Genomic DNA, 19,550 nt, shown 5'->3' with positions numbered 1-19,550 from the left:
CGTGACAAGAAAATTTCGCCGAAAAGGCGTTTTATTTCAGTGTGTTGGCAGCATTCCCGGAGGAGTGCTGCCAGACGCCCGTCAGAACTCCTCCCCTCAGAATTCCTCCACATGCATCACGCCCGGCGCGTGCTTGATGGCGCCGCGGATCTGGGGGGAGACCGGGTAGGTCTCCTTCAGCGCGATCTCCACCTCGCCCGGCAGGTCGGGGTGCACGAGCACGAGATGCACCGGGCCGCGGCCGCGGGCCGAGCCCTTGCCGGCGTCGCCGAGGCGCGCACGGATGCTCTCCACCGCCGCGGCCTCGTTCACGAAGATGCGCAGGCCCGCGGCGGCGGCATCGGCCACGGCCGTGTCCACCGGCTGGGCGGCGCGGGCCAGCAGCTTGAGCTGGTCGCCCTGCGGCTCGGCCTCCACCGTGAGCACCACGTTGGAGCCGGGCTCGAGAAACTCGCGCGCCTGCTCAAGCGTGTCGGAGAACACGGTCACCTCGTAGATGCCCGTGGGGTCGGAGAGCTGCACGAAGGCGAAGCGGTTGCCGCGGGCGGACTTGCGCTCCTGCCGGCCGGTGACCGAGCCCGCGATCTTCGCCACCGTCGCCCCGCCGCCGCATTTCTGCACCAGCTCGGCGAAGGTGAGCACGCGCTTGCGCTTCAGCGGGCCCATGTAATCGTCGAGCGGGTGGCCCGAGAGGTAGAAGCCCACGGCCTTCATCTCCTCGGCCAGCCGCTCGGTGGGCAGCCAGTCCTCCGGGTTGGGCAGGCGCGGGGCGGGCAGCGCCTCGCCGCCATCGCCGAAGAGCGAGGTCTGGGCGGACTCGCGGTCCGCCAGCGTGGCGGCGGAATAGCCGATCAGCGCATCGAGGCTCTCGAGCACCCGGCGGCGGTTGGGGTCGAGCTCGTCGAACCCGCCGGCGCGCGCCAGCATCTCCAGCGGCCGCTTGCCGATGCGCTTCATGTCGACCTTGCGCGCGAAGTCGAACAGGTCGGTGAAGCCGGTGCCGCGGGCCTCCACGATCATCCGCATCGCCTCCACGCCCACGTTCTTCAGCCCGCCGAGCGCATAGACCACCGCGCCGTCGCGCACGGTGAAGGTGGCGTCGGAGCGGTTGACGCAAGGGGGCACCAGCGGGATCTCCAGGCGGCGGATCTCCTGGGCGTAGACGTTGAGCTTGTCGGTGAGGTGGATGTCGCAGTTCATCACCGCGGCCATGAACTCCACCGGGTGGTTGGCCTTGAGCCAGGCGGTCTGGTAGCTCACCACCGCATAGGCGGCGGCGTGGGACTTGTTGAAGCCGTAGTTGGCGAATTTCTCGAGGAGGTCGAACACCTCGGTCGCCTTCTTGGCGTCCACGCCGTTCTTCTTCGCGCCCTCCTGGAACTTCGGGCGCTCGGCATCCATCGCCTCCTTGATCTTCTTGCCCATGGCGCGGCGCAACAGGTCGGCGCCGCCGAGCGAGTAGCCGCCCATGACCTGGGCGATCTGCATCACCTGCTCCTGGTAGACGATGATGCCCTGCGTCTCGGCCAGGATGTGGTCGATGGTGGGGTGGAGGCTCTCGAGCTTCTCCTTGCCGTTCTTCACGTTGCAGTATTTCGGGATGTTCTCCATCGGGCCGGGGCGGTAGAGCGCCACCAGCGCGATGATGTCCTCGATGCAGGTGGGGCGGAGCTGGCGCAGGGCGTCGCGCATGCCCGAACTTTCCACCTGGAACACCGCCACCGTCTGGGCCGAGGTGTAGAGGTCGTAGGTCGCCTTGTCGTCGAGCGGGATGGCGCCGATGTCGAGGCTGATGTCGCGCAGGCCCAGGAGGTCGATGGCGTTCTGGATCACCGTGAGGGTTTTCAGCCCGAGGAAGTCGAACTTCACCAGCCCGGCCTGCTCCACCCATTTCATGTTGAACTGGGTGGCCGGCATGTCCGAGCGCGGGTCCTGGTAGAGCGGCACCAGCTCGTCGAGCGGGCGGTCGCCGATCACCACGCCCGCGGCATGGGTGGAGGCGTTGCGCAGCAGGCCCTCGAGCTTCTCGGCGAAGTCGAGCATGCGGGCGACGACCTCCTCCTCCCGCGCGGCCTCGCGCAGGCGCGGCTCCTCGATCAGCGCCTTGGCGATGGAGACCGGCTTCACCCCCTCCACCGGGATCATCTTCGACAGCCGGTCGGTCTGCATGAAGGGCATCTGCAGCACGCGGCCCACGTCGCGCACCGCGGCCTTGGAGAGCAGCGCGCCGAAGGTGATGATCTGCGCCACCTTCTCGCGCCCGTATTTCTCCTGCACGTAGTGGATCACCTCCTCGCGGCGGTCCATGCAGAAGTCGATGTCGAAATCGGGCATCGACACGCGCTCGGGGTTGAGGAAGCGCTCGAACAGCAGCGAGTAGCGCAGGGGGTCGAGGTCGGTGATGGTCAGCGCGTAGGCCACGAGGCTGCCCGCGCCCGAGCCGCGCCCCGGCCCCACCGGGATGTCATGGTCCTTCGCCCACTTGATGAAATCGGCGACGATGAGGAAGTAGCCGGGAAAGCCCATGCCCTCGATGATGCCGAGCTCGTAGTCCAGCCGCTTCTCGTATTCCTCCACCGGGGCGGCGTGGGGGATCACCTCGAGCCGGCGGGCGAGGCCCTCGGCCGCCTGGCGGCGCAGCTCCTCCACCTCGTCCTCGGCGAAGCGCGGCAGGATCGGCTTCCGGGTGCGCACCCGGAAGGCGCAGCGCCGGGCGATCTCCACCGTGTTCTCCAGCGCCTCCGGCAGGTCGTCGAAGAGCGCGGCCATCTCGGCCTGCGTCTTGAAGCAATGCTCGGGCGTGAGCCGGCGGCGCGGCGCGGCCTGGTCGACATAGGCGCCATCGGCGATGCACAGCAGCGCGTCATGCGCCTCGTACATCTCGCGGTTGGCGAAATGCACGTCGTTGGTGGCCACCAGCGGCAGCTCGAGCGCGTAGGCGAGCTCGATCAGCCCGGGCTCGGTGGCAGCCTCCGCCTTGGTGCGCCGCTCGGGCGCGGTGCCGTGGCGCTGCACCTCGATGTAGAGCCGGCCGGGGAACAGCCCGGCGAGCTTCTCGGTGAGGGCGCGCGCCTTCGCGCCCTGCCCGTCCTGCAACAACTGGCCCACAGGCCCCGCGGCGCCGCCGGTGAGGCAGATCAGCCCCTCGGCGTGGCGGGTGAGCTCGGGCAGGGTGATGTGCGGCTCGGCGTCCGGGCTGTCGAGGAAGGCGCAGGAGTTGAGCTTCATGAGGTTGAGGTAGCCCGCCTCGTCCTGCGCCAGCAGCACGATGTCGCGGGGTGCGGGGGCCTTCTCGGTCGGGCTCGCGGCGGCGGCATAGGCGAGGCGCATCTGGCAGCCGATGATCGGCTGCAGCCCCGCACCCGCGGCATACTCGGAAAACTCCAGCGCGCAGAAGAGGTTGCCCGTGTCGGTGACGGCCACGGCCGGCATGTCGTCTCCGGCGGCGAGCTTGGGGAGGGCCTTCACCTGGATCGCGCCCTCGAGCAGCGAATAGGCGGTGTGGGTGCGCAGGTGGATGAATCGCGGCGTGCTCATGACACCCTGCATAGCGCGCCCTGCCCCGCCAGCGCCAGCGCCGATGCGCGCGCCCGGGGCCCGGGCGGGCCTGCCCCCGCGGCAAACGTTGCGGCAAACAGTTCCGTCCAATCAACGTCTTGCATTGGCCGGGCCGATGGGGCCTGATAACAGACGCGCGATCAGACCGGGAGGGGCCGTGGGACGCCTGACGACACATGTTCTGGACACGGCGCGCGGCTGCCCCGCCGCGGGGCTGCGGGTGGAGCTGTTCCGCCACGCCGACGGCGCGCGCATGCCGGTGGCCCAGGCGCTCACCAACGCCGACGGCCGCTGCGACGCGCCGCTGCTGGAGGGCGAGGCCTTCCGCCCCGGCGAATACGAGCTCGTGTTCCACGCCGGCGCCTATCTCGACGAGACCGGCCCCGCCGCCGGGGGCCCGCGCTTTCTCGACCTCATCCCCATCCGCTTCGGCATCGCGGAGGACGGGCATTACCACGTGCCGCTGCTGCTCTCGCCCTTCGGATATTCCACCTACCGGGGGAGCTGAGCCATGCGCGACGAGCTGACCTTCCTGCTCAACGGCGAGGAAATGCGCCTGCGCGACGCGCCTGCCAGCCTCACCCTGCTCGATTTCCTGCGCGAGCATCGCGGCCTCACCGGCACCAAGGAGGGCTGCAACGAGGGCGATTGCGGCGCCTGCACCGTGGCGCTCGGCCGGCTGGAGGAGGGGCGGCTGGTGCAGGAGGCGGTGAACGCCTGCATCCTGTTCCTGCCCCAGCTCGAGGGCCGCTCTGTGCGCACCGTGGAGGGGCTGTCGGCGGACGGCTCCGACCCCGTGCAGCAGGCCATGGTGGCCGAGCACGGCTCGCAATGCGGCTTCTGCACCCCCGGCTTCGTGATGTCGATGCATGCCGCCCGCCACCAGGGCCGGCGCGACCATGACACGGTGCTGGCCGGAAACCTCTGCCGCTGCACCGGCTACGGCCCGATCGTGCGCGCGGCCGAAGCCGTGGCCGATGCGCCCCCCGCCCCCTGGATCGGGGCCGACACGGCCGCCCTCGCCGCCCTCGCGCATGACGAGGACGTGGCCATCGAGGGCGGCATGGTGCCCGCCTCGCTCGACAGCCTCGCCGCCATCCTCGCGCGCGAGCCCGGGGCGGTGCCGGTGGCCGGCGGCACCGACGTGGGTCTCTGGGTCACCAAGTCGATGCGCGACATCGAGCCCGCCGTGTTCCTCCACCGTGTGGCCGAGCTCGGCACGGTGAGCGAAGACGAGAGCGGCCTCACCATCGGCGCCGGGGTCACCATCGCCCGGCTGCGCGGGCTGATGGCCGGGCGCTACCCCGATTTCGCCGAGCTGCTGCGCCGCTACGGCTCGGTGCAGGTGCGCAACGCCGCTACCTTAGGCGGCAACATCGCCAACGGCTCGCCCATCGGCGACAGCCCGCCGGCGCTGATCGCCCTTGGCGCCACGGTATCGCTGCTGGGGCCGGACGGGCCGCGCACCCTGCCGCTCGAGGCCTTCTTCCTCGCCTATGGCCAGCAGGACCGCAACGCGGGCGAGATCGTCACCTCCGCGCACATCCCCGCCGGGCCCGACGCCCTGCGCTGCTACAAGGTCTCCAAGCGCTTCGACCAGGACATCTCGGCGGTCTGCGGCTGTTTCAACATCCTCGCCGAGGGCGGCACTGTCACCTCCGCGCGCATCGCCTTCGGCGGCATGGCGGGCGTGCCGAAGCGCGCCGCAGCGGTGGAGGCCGCCCTCCTCGGCCAGCCCTGGACGCGCGAGACGGTGGAGGCCGCACAGCGCGCCTTCGCCGAGGATTTCGCGCCTCTGTCGGACATGCGCGCCTCCGCCCCCTACCGCCTGCGCGTGGCGCAGAACCTGCTGATGCGCGCCTGGGAAGAAGACCGGGGACCGCTCTCGCGCACCCGCCTCGCGGGCCGGGGGGCGGCATGAGCGGCGGCGACGACCTCATCACCCGCGGCATGCCCGGCGCCACCGCGCAGCCCGGCGCCGGCCACCCGCGCGCCGCGCCGGCCGTGGGCCATCCGCATCCGCATGACAGCGCACCCGCGCATGTCTCGGGCCGCGCGCTCTACACCGATGACATCCCCGCCCCGCGCAACTGCCTGCACCTCGCCTTCGGCCTCTCCGAGCGCGCCCGCGCCGAGGTGATCTCGATGAATCTCGCGCCGGTGCGCGCCATGCCCGGCGTGGTCGACGTGCTCACCGCCGCCGACCTGCCCTTCGCCAACGATGTCTCGCCCTCGGGCGACCATGAGCCGCTGCTCTGCACCGGCGAGGTGTATTTCCACGGCCAGCCCCTGTTCATCGTGGTGGCCACCAGCCATCACCTTGCCCGCCGCGCCGCCCGCGCCGCGGTGGTGGAATACCGCGACCGCCCGGCAGCCCTCACCATCGACGACGCGCTCGCCATCGGCTCGCGCCTCGAGGAGCCCATCGTGGTCAGCCGGGGCGACTGGCAAGCGGGCATCGCCGCCGGCACCCACGTGATCGAGGGGCGGCTCGAGCTCGGCGGGCAGGAGCATTTCTACCTCGAGGGCCAGGCCGCCCTCGCCCTGCCGGCGGAGGACGGGATGCATGTGCATTCCTCCACCCAGCACCCCAGCGAGATCCAGCACAAGGTGGCCGAGGCCCTCGGCCTGCCCTTCGCGGCCGTCACGGTCGAGACCCGGCGCATGGGCGGCGGCTTCGGCGGCAAGGAGAGCCAGGGCAACGCGCTGGCCTGCGCCTGCGCCATCGCGGCAGGCCGCACCGGCCGCCCCTGCCGCATGCGCTACGACCGCGACGACGACATGCGCATCACCGGCAAGCGCCACGAGGCCCGCATCGACTACCGCTGCGGCTTCGACGGCGAGGGCCGCATCACCGGCATCCGCTTCGACCAGTACATCCGCTGCGGCTGGTCGCAGGACCTCTCGCTCGCCGTGGCCGATCGCTCGGTGCTGCACGCCGACAACGCCTATTACCTGCCCGCGGTGCAGATCACCTCCGAGCGGCTGGTGACCAACACCGCCTCCAACACCGCCTTCCGCGGCTTCGGCGGCCCGCAGGGGCTGGTGGGTATCGAGCGGGTGATGGACCATATCGCCGCAACCCTCGGCGCAGACCCCCTCGCCATACGCCAGGCAAATCTCTACGGCGGCCCCGGCCGGCTCACCACCCCCTACCTGATGGAGGTGACCGACAACATCGCCCCCGAGCTGGTCGCCGCCCTCGCCGAGCGCTCGGACTACCACGCCCGCCGCGCCGCCATCGAGGCGGAGAACGCCGCCGGCCCGATCATCCGCCGCGGCATCGCCCTCACCCCGGTGAAGTTCGGCATCTCCTTCACCCTCACCCATCTCAACCAGGCCGGCGCGCTGGTGCATGTCTACACCGACGGCTCCATCCACCTGAACCACGGCGGCACCGAGATGGGCCAGGGGCTCAACATGAAGGTGGCCCAGGTGGCGGCGGAGGTGTTCGGCCAGCCGGTCTCCGCCGTGCGCATCACCCCCACCCACACCGGCAAGGTGCCCAACACCTCGGCCACCGCCGCCTCCTCGGGCTCCGACCTCAACGGCATGGCCACCCGCGCGGCCTGCGAGACCATCCGCGAGCGCCTCGCCGCCTTCGCCGCCGAGCGCTGGCAGGTGAGCGCCTCCGAAGTGCGCTTCGAGGAAGGCACGGTGCGCGTGGGCGCCGGCACTGTGGGCTTCGCCGAGCTTGCCCGCGCCGCCTACCAGGCCCGCGTGCAGCTCTCCGCCACCGGCTTCTACGCCACCCCCCGCCTGCAATGGGACCGCCGCGCCGGCCGCGGCCGGCCGTTCTTCTACTTCGCCTACGGTGCCGCGGTCACCGAGGTGGCGCTCGACACGCTCACCGGCGAGAACCGCATCCTGCGCACCGACATCCTGCATGACGTGGGCCGCTCGCTGAACCCCGCCCTCGACCTCGGCCAGATCGAGGGCGGCTACGTGCAGGGCGCGGGCTGGCTGATGACCGAGGAACTGGTGTGGGACAAGGCCGGCCGCCTCACCACCCACGCGCCCTCCACCTACAAGATCCCCGCCTGCTCCGATCGCCCGCGCGCCCTCACCATCGAGCTCTGGAAGGGCGACAACCCGGAAGACACGATCTACCGCTCCAAGGCGGTGGGCGAGCCGCCCTTCATGCTCGGCACCTCGGCCTTCCTCGCCCTCTCCCACGCCGTGGCCTCCTGCGGCGACGGCTCCCTCTACCCCGCGCTCGACGCCCCGGCCACACCCGAGCGCCTGCTGCGCGCCATCGACGCCCAGCGGGGTGAACCATGGTGACCCGGCCCATCCCCGTCCGGGCGGCGACTGGCCGCGGGGTCGCCCGCCGGTCCGGGGTCGCCCCCGCCGCGCGCGCCGGCCGCGCGCCGCACTATCGCGCGTGTCGCACGAAGCCCCCCGGTCCCCGGCCGCATCCGGCTGCAGGCCGCGCCGCGCGGCCCGAGCGCTCCCACCTCCCGTCCGGCAAAGCCCCGTCCGCCGCCGGCAGGAACACCTGCACCCCTTCCCTGCACGTCGCCGACGCCCGGACTGTCGCGGGCGCCCGCACCCGTGCTCACGCCGCCGCCTCTCGGCGAGGTCGGAAAGCAGGGAGGGTCAGGGCCCCGGAACTCTGTCGATCATTCCTCAAGTCGCCTGCGCCGATCACCCTTGAGTGCGCGCCGCCCCCGATCCCCGCTCCCGCGGCGGCTGCCCTAGGGGTCACCCGCCGGCCCGAGGTGGCCCCCGCCGCGGCCCGCGCCGCAAGGCGGCTCCCGTGAGCGCAGGTATCGACATCTCCAGGCTCTGCGCCGCGGTGGCCCGCGAGGGCTCGGTCGTGCGCGTGGTCGTGACGGCCACCGGCGGCTCCGCCCCGCGTGAGGCCGGCGCCGCGATGCTCGTGTGGCACGACGGGCAGGAGGGCACCATCGGCGGCGGCGCGCTCGAGTTCGAGGCGACGGCGCGGGCGCGCGCACTTCTCGATGCACCCGGGCCCTGGGCACGGGCCGAGGCGGCACTGGCCCTCGGGCCGGCCCTCGGCCAGTGCTGCGGCGGATCGGTGAAACTGTTGCTGGAGCGGTTCGGCGAAGCGGAAGCGGACCACCTGGCGGCGCTGGTCCGCGGGGGGGCGTCGATGCTCGCCCGGCCCACCGCCAGCGGCGAGGCTCCGCTGGCCGGGGTCGCACCGCCGCATGCGCCGCTCGGCCTGCAGCGCCTGTTGCGGGCGGCGCGCGCGGGCGCATCGGGAGGCAGCGCCCTTGTCGACGGCGGATGGGCGGTGGAGCCCGTGGCGGGCCCCGGCCGGCCCGTGGTGCTCTACGGCGCCGGCCACGTGGGCCGCGCGCTGGTGCATGTGCTCGACGGGCTGCCCTACCGCGTGCTCTGGGTCGACAGCGCCGCGGCGCGCTTCCCCGAACGCCTGCCTCCCCATGCCGAACGCCTCGTGGCCGCCAACCCCGCCGACGCCGTGCGCCATGCCCCCGAGGAGGCCCGCCATATCGTGATGACCTGTTCCCACGCGCTCGACCTCGAGATCTGCCACCGCGTGCTCTCGCGCCCCTCCGGCCGGCTGGGGCTGATCGGCTCGGCCTCCAAGGCGGCGCGCTTCCGCTCCCGCCTCACGGCCCTCGGCCACGGGCCCGCCGCCCTCGCCCGGCTCGACTGCCCGATCGGCGACCGCGCCCTCGGCAAGGCCCCGGCCGCCGTGGCGCTGGGGATCGCGGCGCAGATGCTGCGCGAGGATGCCGCCGCCGCCGCCGCCCACCCCCGGGAGGGCGCCGCATGAGCCTGCTCTCGCTGCGCGGCCTCACCAAGGCCTATCCCGGTGTCGTGGCCAATTCCGACGTCTCCTTCGACATCGCCCCCGGCGAGGTGCATGCCCTGCTCGGTGAGAACGGCGCCGGCAAGTCCACGCTGGTGAAGACCATCTTCGGCCTCGTGCGCCCCGATGCCGGCGAGATGACCCTCTCGGGCCGCCCCTACACCCCCGCCCGGCCGGGTGACGCGCGCGCCGCGGGCGTGGCGATGGTGTTCCAGCACTTCTCGCTCTTCGAGGCGATGAGCGTGGCGGAGAACATCGCCCTCGGCATGGAAGCCGCGCAGGCCGGGCGCGACCTGCCGGCGCGCATCCGCTCGGTCTCGGCGGAATACGGCCTGCCGCTCGACCCCGACCGGCTGGTCGGCGACCTCTCGGTGGGCGAGCGCCAGCGTGTCGAAATCGTGCGCTGCCTGCTGCAGGAGCCGCGCCTGCTGATCATGGACGAGCCCACCTCGGTGCTCACCCCGCAGGAGGTGGAGGTGCTCTTCGCCACCCTGCGCAAGCTCTCGGCCGAAGGCGTGGCCATCCTCTACATCTCCCACAAGCTCGAGGAGATCCGCAGCCTGTGCGACCGCGCCACCATCCTGCGCGGCGGCCGCGTGGTGGGCAGCTGCGTGCCGGCGCAGGAAACCGCGAAATCCCTCGCCGAGGCGATGATCGGCAGCGCGCTCGCCCGGCCGGTGGCGAAATCCCACGCCGTGGGCGGCATCGTGCTGGAGCTCGCGGGGCTCGCCCTGCCCTCGCCCGACCCGTTCGGCACCTCGCTGCGCGATGTCTCGCTCAGCCTCCACAAGGGCGAGATCCTCGGCATCGGCGGCGTGGCCGGCAACGGGCAGGAAGAGCTGCAGGCCGCGCTCTCCGGCGAGCGGCGGGTGGCGCCGGGCATGATCCGCCTGCGCGGGCAGGAGATCGGCGCGCTCGGGCCCAACCGCCGCCGCGCCCTCGGCCTGTGCACGGCGCCCGAGGAGCGGCTCGGCCATGCCGCGGCGCCCGAGATGACCCTCACCGAGAACGCCCTGCTCACCGGCCTCACCCGCGAGCGGCTGGCCAATGGCGGCTTCGTGAAATGGCGCGCCACCGCCAGCTTCGCCGAGGCCATCGTGCGCCGCTTCGACGTGCGCACCCCGGGGGTCGACCATGCGGCCAGGGCGCTCTCGGGCGGCAACCTGCAGAAATTCGTGGTGGGCCGCGAGGTGTTGCAGAAGCCCGACGTGCTGGTGGTGAACCAGCCCACCTGGGGGGTGGACGCCGCCGCCGCCGCGGCCATCCGCGCCGCCCTCGTCACCCTCGCCGCCGGCGGGGCGGCGGTGATCGTGATCAGCCAGGACCTCGACGAGCTGATGGAGATCTCCGACCGGCTGGCGGTGCTCGCCGGCGGCCGGCTCTCCGCGCCGCGCCCGGCCGCGAGCCTCGGCATCGACGAGATCGGCCTGATGATGGGCGGCAGCACAGTGAAAGACGCGGGAGAGACGCATGCCCCTGCCTGACCCCTTGCGCAGCCGCGCGGCCCGCGCCGCGACACCGGCTGCCGGCGCGCAGCGCCCCGGCGGCCCGGGCGGCGCCCGCCCCCGGCCCTGCCGCGGAGGTGCCCATGCTGCGGCTTGAGGCGCGGCGCGAGCCTTCGCGCGCCATGCTCCTGCTCACCCCGGTGCTGGCGGTGGCGCTGACCGTGCTCTTCGGCGGCGCGCTCTTCGCGGCCCTGGGGAAAGACCCCGTGGCGGCGATGCGGGTGATCTTCGTCGACCCGCTGTTCGACCCCTATTCGCGCTCCGAGCTCATGGTGAAGGGCGCGCCGCTCGCCCTCATCGCCATCGGCCTGTCGCTGGGCTTTCGTGCCGGTATCTGGAACATCGGCGCCGAGGGGCAGTTCATCATGGGCGCCGTCGCGGCCTCGGCCGTGGCGCTGGCCTTCTACGACGTGCAGGGGCTTTGGCTGCTGCCGCTGATGCTCGTCGCCGGCACCGCGGCGGGGGCGGGCTGGGCGATGATCCCCGCCGTGCTGAAAACCCGCTTCGGCGCCAACGAGATCCTGGTGAGCCTGATGCTGGTCTACGTGGCCGAGCAGTTCCTCATCGCCATGGTCTCCGGCCCGCTGCGCGACCCGCAGGGCTTCAACTTCCCCCTGTCGCGCAGCTTCCACGACAGCGCGGTGCTGCCGGTGCTGATGGAATACACCCGCGTGCATGTGGGCGTGCTCGTCACCCTGCTCGTGGTGATCGCGGCGCAGGTGCTGATGAGCCGGCACATCTTCGGCTTCCGCATCCGCCTCTCGGGCGAGGCGCCGCGGGCGGCGCGCTTCGCCGGGGTGGACCGCGCGCATGTGACCTGGGCCTGCATGGGGCTCTCGGGGGCGGCGGCGGGGCTTGCGGGCATGTTCGAGGTAGCGGGGCCGGCCCAGCAGCTCGCGCCCTCGCTGCCGGTGGGCTACGGGTTCACCGCCATCATCGTGGCCTTCCTCGGCCGGCTCTCGCCCCCGGGCATCGTGCTGGCCGCGGCCATCATGGCGCTCACCTACATCGGCGGCGAGACGGCGCAGTTCGCCCTCGGCATCCCGGCTGCGGCCAACGAGACCTTCCGCGGCATGCTGCTGTTCTTCCTGCTCGGCCTCGACATCCTGGTGCGCTACAGGCTGGTGCCGAAGCGCCGGGAGGCGCGGACATGACCACCCCCCGAAAGGCCCCGCAATGGACCTGAGCACCCTCGACCCCATCGCCCTGATCGTGAGCCTGATCATCGCCGCCACGCCGCTCGTGCTGGCCGCCACGGGCGAGCTCGTGACCGAGAAATCCGGCGTGCTCAACCTCGGGGTGGAGGGCATGATGGTGTTCGGCGCCATCACCGGCTTCGCCGCGGCGGTGGAGAGCGGCAGCCCCTGGCTGGGCTTTCTCGCCTCCGCCACGGGCGGCGCGGTGCTCGCGCTCATCTTCGGAGTGATGACGCAGTACCTGCTGTCGAACCAGGTGGCGACGGGCCTCGCCCTCACCATGTTCGGCCTCGGCCTCGCGGCGCTGATCGGCCAGCCCTACGCGGGAGTGAAGCCGCCGCCCTTCCCGCGGCTCGACTTGCCTCTCCTGGGCGACATCCCGGTGCTCGGCCGGCTGCTGTTCTCCTTCGATGCGATGGTCTACCTCTCCATCCTGCTCGTGGCGGCGGTGTGGTGGTTTCTCGCCCGCACCCGCGGCGGCATGGTGCTGCGCGCGGTGGGCGAAAACCATGACGCCGCGCATTCGCTGGGCATGAAGGTGGTGCCCATCCGCCTCGCCGCCATCGCCTTCGGCGGGGCCTGCGCGGGGCTGGGCGGCGCGTACCTGAGCCTCGTGCGCGTGCCGCAATGGACGGAAGGGATGACCGCGGGGGCGGGCTGGATCGCGCTCGCCATCGTGGTGTTCGCCTCCTGGAAGCCCTGGCGGGTGCTGCTCGGCGCCTATCTCTTCGGCGGGGTCACCATCCTGCAGCTCAACACCCAGGCGCTGTCGCTCAACCCGGCGCTGCCGGCGGGCGCGGGGCTGATCGTGGTGGGGCTCGTGTGGCTCGGCCTCGCCCTGCGCGCCGGGCGGCCGGCGGGCCTCGCTCTCGCGGCCCTCGGACTGGGGGCGGCGGCACTGGCCTTCGGCCTCGCCGCGCCGCGCTTCCAGATCGGCTCTGCCTGGCTCTCCATGGCGCCCTATCTCGTGACCATACTCGTGCTGGTGGTGATGTCGCGCGACCGCGCGCGCGCCGCCCTCAACGCCCCGGCCAGCCTGGGGCGCGTGTTCCACGCCGCGGGCTGAGGCCCGGGGCATCCTCATACCCGCCCGGGGCAGCCCCCGGGCACGCAGAGTTCAACAGGGAGAACTGAGCCATGAAACTCGCATCAACCGTGCTCGCCGCCGCGGCCGCACTGGCCCTCGGGGCCTCGGGCGCGCTTGCCCAGGCCAAGGATCACGTGAAGGTCGGCTTCGTCTATGTCGGCCCGGTGGGCGATTTCGGCTGGTCCTACCAGCACGACGTGGGCCGCAAGGCCGTGGAGGCCGAGTTCGGCGACAAGGTGGAGACCACCTTCGTCGAGAGCGTGCCCGAGGGCCCGGACGCCGAGCGCGTGATCCAGCAGATGGCCCGCTCGGGCACCGACCTGATCTTCACCACCTCCTTCGGCTACATGGACCAGACCATCAAGGTGGCGAAGATGTTCCCGGACGTGAAGTTCGAGCACGCCACCGGCTACAAGCGCGCCGACAACGTCTCCACCTATTCCTCGCGCTTCTACGAGGGCCGGCACGTGATCGGCCTCGTCGCCGGCAAGATGACCAAGACCAACACCATCGGCTACATCGCCTCCTTCCCGATCCCCGAAGTGGTGCGCGGCATCAACGCGGCCTATCTCGCGGCGAAATCGGTGAACCCGGACGTGCAGTTCAAGATCGTCTGGGTCTCGACCTGGTTCGACCCCGCCAAGGAGGCCGACGCCGCCAAGGCGCTGATCGAGCAGGGCGCCGACATCATCATGCAGCACACCGACAGCCCGGCGGCGATGACCATCGCGCAGGAGAACGGCATCCTCGCCTTCGGCCAGGCCTCGGACATGAAGCAGTTCGGCCCCGACGCCCAGCTCACCTCGATCATGGACCACTGGGACCCCTACTACATCTCCCGCGTGCAGGCCGTGCTCGACGGCACCTGGGAGGAGACCGACACCTGGGGCGGCTTCGACACCGGCATGGTCCAGCTCGCCGAGTTCTCCGACAAGGTGCCCGAGGACGTGAAGCAGATGGCCATGGAGGCGCGTGACGCCATCGCCGCCGGCACGCTGCACCCGTTCACCGGTCCGATCAACAAGCAGGACGGCTCGCCCTGGCTGGCCGAGGGCGAGGTGGCCGATGACGGCACCCTGCTGGGCATGAACTTCTACGTGGAAGGCATCGAGGGCGACCTGCCGAAGTGAGGCGCGGCGCCTGAGCGACACCGAACGGGGCCCCGCGCGGGCCCCGTTTGCGTTTCGGGGTGGCGAGGGCGGCGCGGGCACGGCGAGGTCCCGGGGCAGGCCCGGGACGCCGGACGCTGCGTGTGAGGGCGCGCGCCGCTTGCCGGGCGTCGGCTTCGGAGGCGCGGCTCCGCCTTCTGCCGGCGGGCGGCCCTGACGGTGGCTCTCCCGCCGCAGCCGGTCGCCCGGCGGGAGAGCGGCCTCGCCGGTCGCGCCGGCGGAGAGCGGCGCCCGGGCGTCTCGCGGAGGGCTCCGCATGCGGGGCGGCAGCGGCCCTGGCCCCGACCGGGCGCCACCCCCCAAGGCTCCGCTTGCACCTGCCCCGGCAATCGCCTTTGATGGCGCCGACTTCGGGAAAGGAAACGCACCATGCTCAGGAAGCCCCTCGGCCGCACCGGCACCTCCGTCTCCGCGCTGTGCTACGGCACCATGTCCTTCGGCGGCGATGCGGACGAGGCGCAGAGTGCGAAGCTCTACGCCGCCTGCCGCGACGCCGGCATCGACTTCTTCGACTGCGCCAATGTCTACCAGAACGGCACGGCGGAGGAGATCCTCGGCCGGCTCATCGCCCATGAGCGCGAGGAGATCACCCTCACCACCAAGTTCGCCTCCGACAAGGGCGGCAGCCGGCGCAACGTGCTCGCCTCCGTGGAGGCCAGCCTGAAGCGGCTCGGCACCGACCGGATCGACGTGCTCTTCATGCACCGCTGGGACCCCGAGGCCCGGCTGGAGGACACGCTGCGCGCCCTCGACGACCTGGTGCGCCAGGGCAAGGTGCTCTACCTCGGCGCCTCCAACTACGCGGCCTGGCAGCTCGCCACAGCGCTCGGGGTGCAGAAGCGCGAGGGCTGGGCCCGCTTCGACGTGTTCCAGCCGATGTACAACCTGGTGAAGCGCCAGGCCGAGGTGGAGATCCTGCCGCTCTGTGCCGCCGAGGACGTGGCCGTGGTGCCCTACAACCCGCTCGCCGCCGGCGTGCTCACCGGCAAGTACCTGCCCGACGAGGGCGCGGGCAACGCGCGCGGCCGGCTCGACCAGATGGAGATGTATGCCAAGCGCTACGCCGCCCCCTGGGTGGAGGGCGTGGTGCGCGAGTTCGTCGCCTTCGCGAAGGACCTCGGCGTGAGCCCGGTCACCCTCGCCGATGCCTGGGTGGCCGCCCACCCCGCGGTCACCGCGCCGATCATCGGTGCGCGCAACGTGGAGCAGCTCGCCCCTGCCATCGCCGCCGCCGACTACAACATGACCGAGGACGTGCGGGCGAAGATCTCCGCCCTCTCCCCCACCCCGGTCCCGGCGACCGACCGGCTCGAGGAGCTGGGATGAACCGCCGCCTGCTCACCGGGCAGACCCTCTCCTTCACCGCCTCCCCCTTCGCCGTGCCGCCGGAGGAGGCGGTGCAGCACCACCGCCACGGCGCGGTGCTGGTGGAGGACGGGCGCATCGCGAAGGTCGGCCCGGCGGAGGCCCTCCTCGCCGCCCACCCGCAGGTGCCGCGCGAGGACATGGGCGAAGCCCTGCTGATGGCAGGCTTCGTCGACGCCCACGCGCATTACCCGCAGACCGGCATCATCGCCTCCTGGGGCAAGCGGCTCATCGACTGGCTCAACGGCTACACCTTCCCCGAGGAGATGCGCTTTTCCGACCCCGCCTACGCGGCCGAGATCGCCGGGCTCTACCTCGACCTCAACGCGGCCAACGGCATCACCACCGCCTGCTGCTACTGCACCTCGGCCCCGGAAAGCGTCGACGCGCTGATGGGCGCCGCGGAGGCACGCGGCCTGCGCCTCGCCGCCGGCAAGGTGATGATGGACCGCAACGCCCCCGAGGGCCTGTGCGACACCCCCGCCCGCGGCTACGACGAAAGCGCCGCGCTCATCGCCCGCTGGCACGGCCGCGGCCGGCTGACCTACGTGGTCTCGCCGCGCTTCGCCCCCACCTCGAGCCCCGAGCAGCTCGAGGCGGCGGGCGCGCTCTGGGCCGCCAACCCGTCCTGCCTGATGCAGACGCACCTGAGCGAACAGCACGAGGAAATCGCCTGGGTGGCGGGGCTGTTCCCCGACGCGCCGGACTATTTCGGCGTCTACCAGCGCTTCGGCCTCGCCGGCCCCGGCGCGGTGATGGGCCATGCCATCCACCTCACCGCGCGCGAGCGCGCCGCCATCACCGAGACCGGCACCGGCATCGCGCATTGCCCGACCTCGAACACCTTCATCGGCTCCGGCCTGTTCGACATGGCCGCCGCACAGCGCCTCGGCGTGCCGGTGGGGCTCGCGACCGACGTGGGCGGCGGCTCCAGCTTCTCCATGCTGCGCACCATGGCGGCGGCCTACGAGATCGGCCAGCTCTCCGGCACGGCGCTGCACCCCGCACAGCTCCTCTGGCTCGCCACCCAAGGCGCTGCCGACACGCTGCGCATGGGCGACGCCATCGGCAATCTCGCGCCCGGCCGCGAGGCCGACATCATCGCCCTCGACCTCGCCTCCACCCCGGTGATCGCACAGCGCGCCGGCCGGGCGGAGAGCCTTTGGGAGCAGATCTTCCCCACCATCATGCTGGGCGATGACCGCGCGATCCGCGCCGTCCGGACCGCCGGCAACCAGCCGAGGGCCGCGGCATGAGCAGGCTTCTCGTCGAGGGCGGCCTCGTGGTCACCATGGACGCGGAGCGCCGCGAGATCGCCGATTGCGACATCCTGCTCAGCGACGGGGTGATCGAGGCGGTGGGCCCCGGCCTCGGCGCCACGCCCGCGGCAGAGGGCGCGGAGCGGCTGAACGCGAAAGGCTGCGTGGTCACCCCCGGCCTCGTGAACACCCATCACCACCTGTTCCAGACCATGACCCGCGCCGTGGCGCAGGACGATCTGCTGTTCGGCTGGCTGCAGAAGCTCTACCCCGTCTGGGCCCGCATGCGCCCCGAGCACATGGAGAGCGCGGCGACGATCGGCCTCGCCGAGCTCGCCCTCTCCGGCTGCACCCTCTCGGCCGATCACCTCTACCTCTACCCCGACGGCGTGCGCCTGGAGGACACCATCGCCGCCGCGCGCGCCGTGGGCATCCGCTTCCACCCCACCCGCGGCGCGATGAGCATCGGCGAGAGCGCGGGCGGCCTGCCCCCCGATGCGCTGGTCGAGCGCGAGACCGCGATCCTCGCCGACTGCATCCGCGTGGTCGACGCCTTCCACGACCCCGCGCCGGGCGCCATGCTGCGCATCGGCATCGCCCCCTGCTCGCCCTTCTCGGTGAGCCGCGAGCTGATGCGCGACGCGGCGCTGCTCGCGCGCGACAAGGGGGTGATGCTGCACACCCATCTGGCGGAGAACGCCGAGGACGTGGCCTATTCACTGGAAACCTTCGGCTGCCGGCCGGGCGATTACGCCGAGGCCCTTGGCTGGACCGGCCCGGATGTCTGGCACGCCCATTGCGTGATGCTCGACGCGGCCGAGATCGACCTCTTCGCCCGCAGCCGCACCGGGGTTGCGCATTGCCCCTGCTCGAACTGCCGGCTCGGCTCGGGCATCGCCCCGGTGCGCGCGCTGCGCGATGCTGGCGTGCCCCTGGGCCTCGGGGTCGACGGCTCGGCCTCGAACGACAGCGGCCACCTGCTCTCCGAGGCGCGGCAGGCGCTGCTGCTGCAGCGCGTCGCACGCGGGGCGGATGCGCTCAGCGCGCGGGAGGCGCTGGAGATGGCGACGCTCGGCGGCGCGCGCGTACTCGGCCGCCCGGATCTCGGCGCCATCGCGCCCGGGCTGCGCGCCGATCTCGCGGTCTGGGACGTCTCCGGCCTCGGCGCCGCCGGCGCCTGGGACCCGGTGGCGGCGCTGGTGCTCTGCGGCCCCTTCACGGTGCGCGACCTGCTCGTCGAAGGCCGCGCGGTGGTGCGCGAGGGGCAGCTTGCCGGCCTCGAGCTCGGCGCGGCGGTGGAGCGGCAGAACCGGCTGATGCGGGGGCTGATGGCATGACCTCCCCTCCCGCCCCCCGGGCGATCACCGTGGCGGGGGCAGGCATCGGCGGCCTCTCCGCCGCCCTCGCCCTCGCCCGCCGCGACATCCCCGTGCGGGTGATCGAGCGCGCCGCCGAGATCTCGGAAGTGGGCGCCGGCCTGCAGCTCGGGCCCAATGCGATGCATGTGCTCGCCCGGCTCGGGCTGGCGGAGGCGGTGGAGGCGGCGGGCTTCACCCCCGAGCATGCCGTGATCCGCGACGGCCGCCGCGGCTGGACCCTGTTCCGCATGCCGCTCGGGGCCCGCATCCGCGCCCGCCACGGCGCGCCCTTCGTGCAGATCCACCGCGCCGACCTGCAGGGCCTGCTGCTCGAAGCCTGCCGCGCCGCCGGCGTGGAGGTGGAAACCGGCACCCGCCTCGACGTGGTGAGCGAGGGGGCGCAGGCGCTGCAGCTCGGCCTCGCCACCGGCGAGACGCGCGTGACCGCCGGGCTGGTGGGCGCCGACGGGCTGCATTCCACCGTGCGCAAGGCGCTGTTCGGCCCCGCCGACGTGCGCTTCACCGGCAATGTCTGCTGGCGCGCCACCGTGCCGGCCGAGGCCCTGCCGCCGGGGCTGGTGAGCCCGGACGCCACGATCTGGGCCGGGCCCGGTGCGCATGTCGTCACCTACTACCTGCGCGGCGGGAGCCTCGTGAACATCGTCGCGGTGCGCGAGGGCCCCTGGGCCGCCGAGAGCTGGACCGCGAAGGGCGACCCCGAGGCGATGCGCGCCGCCTTCGCCGGCTGGCACCCCGGCCTGCGCCGGCTGCTCGACGCGGTGGAGGAATGCTGGCTCTGGGCGCTGTGCGACCGCCCGCCGATGCCGAGCTGGGGCCGGGGCCGCACGGTGCTGCTGGGCGACGCCTGCCACCCGATGCTGCCCTTTCTCGCCCAGGGCGCCGCCATGGCCATCGAGGATGCCTGGGTGCTGGCCGCGAGCCTCGAGCGCACCGGCGAGATTTCCGCCGGCTTCGCCGACTACGCCGCCCGCCGCCATGCCCGCGCCACGAAGGTGCAGGCCCGCGCTGCCGGCAACGCCGCCCTGTTCCACGCCGAGGGCGCGCGCACGCGCCTGGTGCGCTTCGGGCCCATGGCGCTGGCCACGCGCCTCGCCCCGTCGCTGTTCGCCCCCGCCTTCGACTGGCTCTACGGCACCGATGTCACCCGCGAGCGCTGACGGAGGCACGGGGCCACGGGCCGCCGCCCGGCGCGGGGCCCGCCTGCCCGGCCTCCCCGAGCGCCCCGGGCT

The 19,550-nt window shown here is 72.6% G+C and carries 13 protein-coding genes; 12 read left to right on the top strand and 1 reads right to left on the bottom strand.

Annotated elements, in window-relative coordinates:
* Positions 1-96 precede the first annotated feature (96 nt).
* Positions 97-3,537 (bottom strand): DNA polymerase III subunit alpha, encoded by a 3,441-nt coding sequence (gene dnaE, locus D3P35_RS20175; protein WP_118137246.1) that lies wholly within the window; start codon positions 3,535-3,537, stop codon positions 97-99.
* Between the two features lie 136 nt (positions 3,538-3,673).
* On the opposite strand from dnaE, the gene uraH reads away from it, so the two are divergent.
* The 12 genes from uraH to D3P35_RS20115 all read left to right on the top strand — a co-directional run bounded on the left by uraH (position 3,674) and on the right by D3P35_RS20115 (position 19,478).
* Complete coding sequence (gene uraH / locus D3P35_RS20170; protein ID WP_198670717.1) at positions 3,674-4,066, top strand: hydroxyisourate hydrolase; 393 nt, start codon at positions 3,674-3,676, stop codon at positions 4,064-4,066.
* 3 nt (positions 4,067-4,069) lie between these two features.
* On the top strand, positions 4,070-5,479 hold the full coding sequence (xdhA, locus tag D3P35_RS20165; protein WP_118137214.1) for a xanthine dehydrogenase small subunit: 1,410 nt from the start codon (positions 4,070-4,072) through the stop codon (positions 5,477-5,479).
* Between the two features lie 29 nt (positions 5,480-5,508).
* Positions 5,509-7,842, top strand: coding sequence for a xanthine dehydrogenase molybdopterin binding subunit (gene xdhB, locus D3P35_RS20160; RefSeq protein ID WP_118137244.1), 2,334 nt, complete (start codon positions 5,509-5,511; stop codon positions 7,840-7,842).
* A gap of 475 nt (positions 7,843-8,317) precedes the next feature.
* Positions 8,318-9,325: a xanthine dehydrogenase accessory protein XdhC gene (gene xdhC / locus D3P35_RS20155; protein ID WP_118137212.1), complete on the top strand. Its 1,008-nt coding sequence runs from the start codon at positions 8,318-8,320 to the stop codon at positions 9,323-9,325.
* The gene (locus D3P35_RS20150) at positions 9,322-10,845 is read left to right on the top strand and encodes an ABC transporter ATP-binding protein (RefSeq protein WP_118137210.1); all 1,524 of its coding nucleotides are present in this window, start codon (positions 9,322-9,324) and stop codon (positions 10,843-10,845) included. The genes xdhC and D3P35_RS20150 overlap by 4 nt, the downstream gene beginning before the upstream one ends.
* 104 nt (positions 10,846-10,949) lie before the next feature.
* Entirely contained in the window at positions 10,950-12,020 is a 1,071-nt protein-coding gene (locus tag D3P35_RS20145; RefSeq protein WP_118137208.1) for an ABC transporter permease, read from the top strand.
* Positions 12,021-12,042: 22 nt separating this feature from the next.
* Positions 12,043-13,128, top strand: a complete 1,086-nt coding sequence (locus tag D3P35_RS20140) for an ABC transporter permease (RefSeq protein WP_118137206.1) — start codon at positions 12,043-12,045, stop codon at positions 13,126-13,128.
* A gap of 71 nt (positions 13,129-13,199) precedes the next feature.
* Positions 13,200-14,279 carry a BMP family ABC transporter substrate-binding protein gene (locus D3P35_RS20135; protein WP_118137204.1) on the top strand — a complete coding sequence of 360 codons (1,080 nt, stop codon included), beginning with the start codon at positions 13,200-13,202 and terminating at the stop codon, positions 14,277-14,279.
* A gap of 408 nt (positions 14,280-14,687) precedes the next feature.
* Positions 14,688-15,644, top strand: a complete 957-nt coding sequence (locus D3P35_RS20130) for an aldo/keto reductase (protein WP_118137202.1) — start codon at positions 14,688-14,690, stop codon at positions 15,642-15,644.
* A complete protein-coding gene (guaD, locus tag D3P35_RS20125; protein ID WP_118137200.1) occupies positions 15,641-16,939 on the top strand; it encodes a guanine deaminase in 1,299 nt (432 codons plus the stop codon). The genes D3P35_RS20130 and guaD overlap by 4 nt, the downstream gene beginning before the upstream one ends.
* A complete protein-coding gene (locus D3P35_RS20120) occupies positions 16,936-18,279 on the top strand; it encodes an 8-oxoguanine deaminase (RefSeq protein ID WP_118137197.1) in 1,344 nt (447 codons plus the stop codon). Before guaD ends, D3P35_RS20120 begins: the two co-directional genes overlap by 4 nt.
* Positions 18,276-19,478 carry an FAD-dependent monooxygenase gene (locus tag D3P35_RS20115; RefSeq protein ID WP_118137195.1) on the top strand — a complete coding sequence of 401 codons (1,203 nt, stop codon included), beginning with the start codon at positions 18,276-18,278 and terminating at the stop codon, positions 19,476-19,478. Before D3P35_RS20120 ends, D3P35_RS20115 begins: the two co-directional genes overlap by 4 nt.
* Positions 19,479-19,550 lie beyond the last annotated feature (72 nt).

It is taken from the genome of Oceanicella sp. SM1341 (assembly GCF_003448965.1).
In the GTDB taxonomy this organism is placed as follows: domain Bacteria; phylum Pseudomonadota; class Alphaproteobacteria; order Rhodobacterales; family Rhodobacteraceae; genus Paroceanicella.
This window is presented reverse-complemented; position numbering and strand designations above follow the sequence as displayed.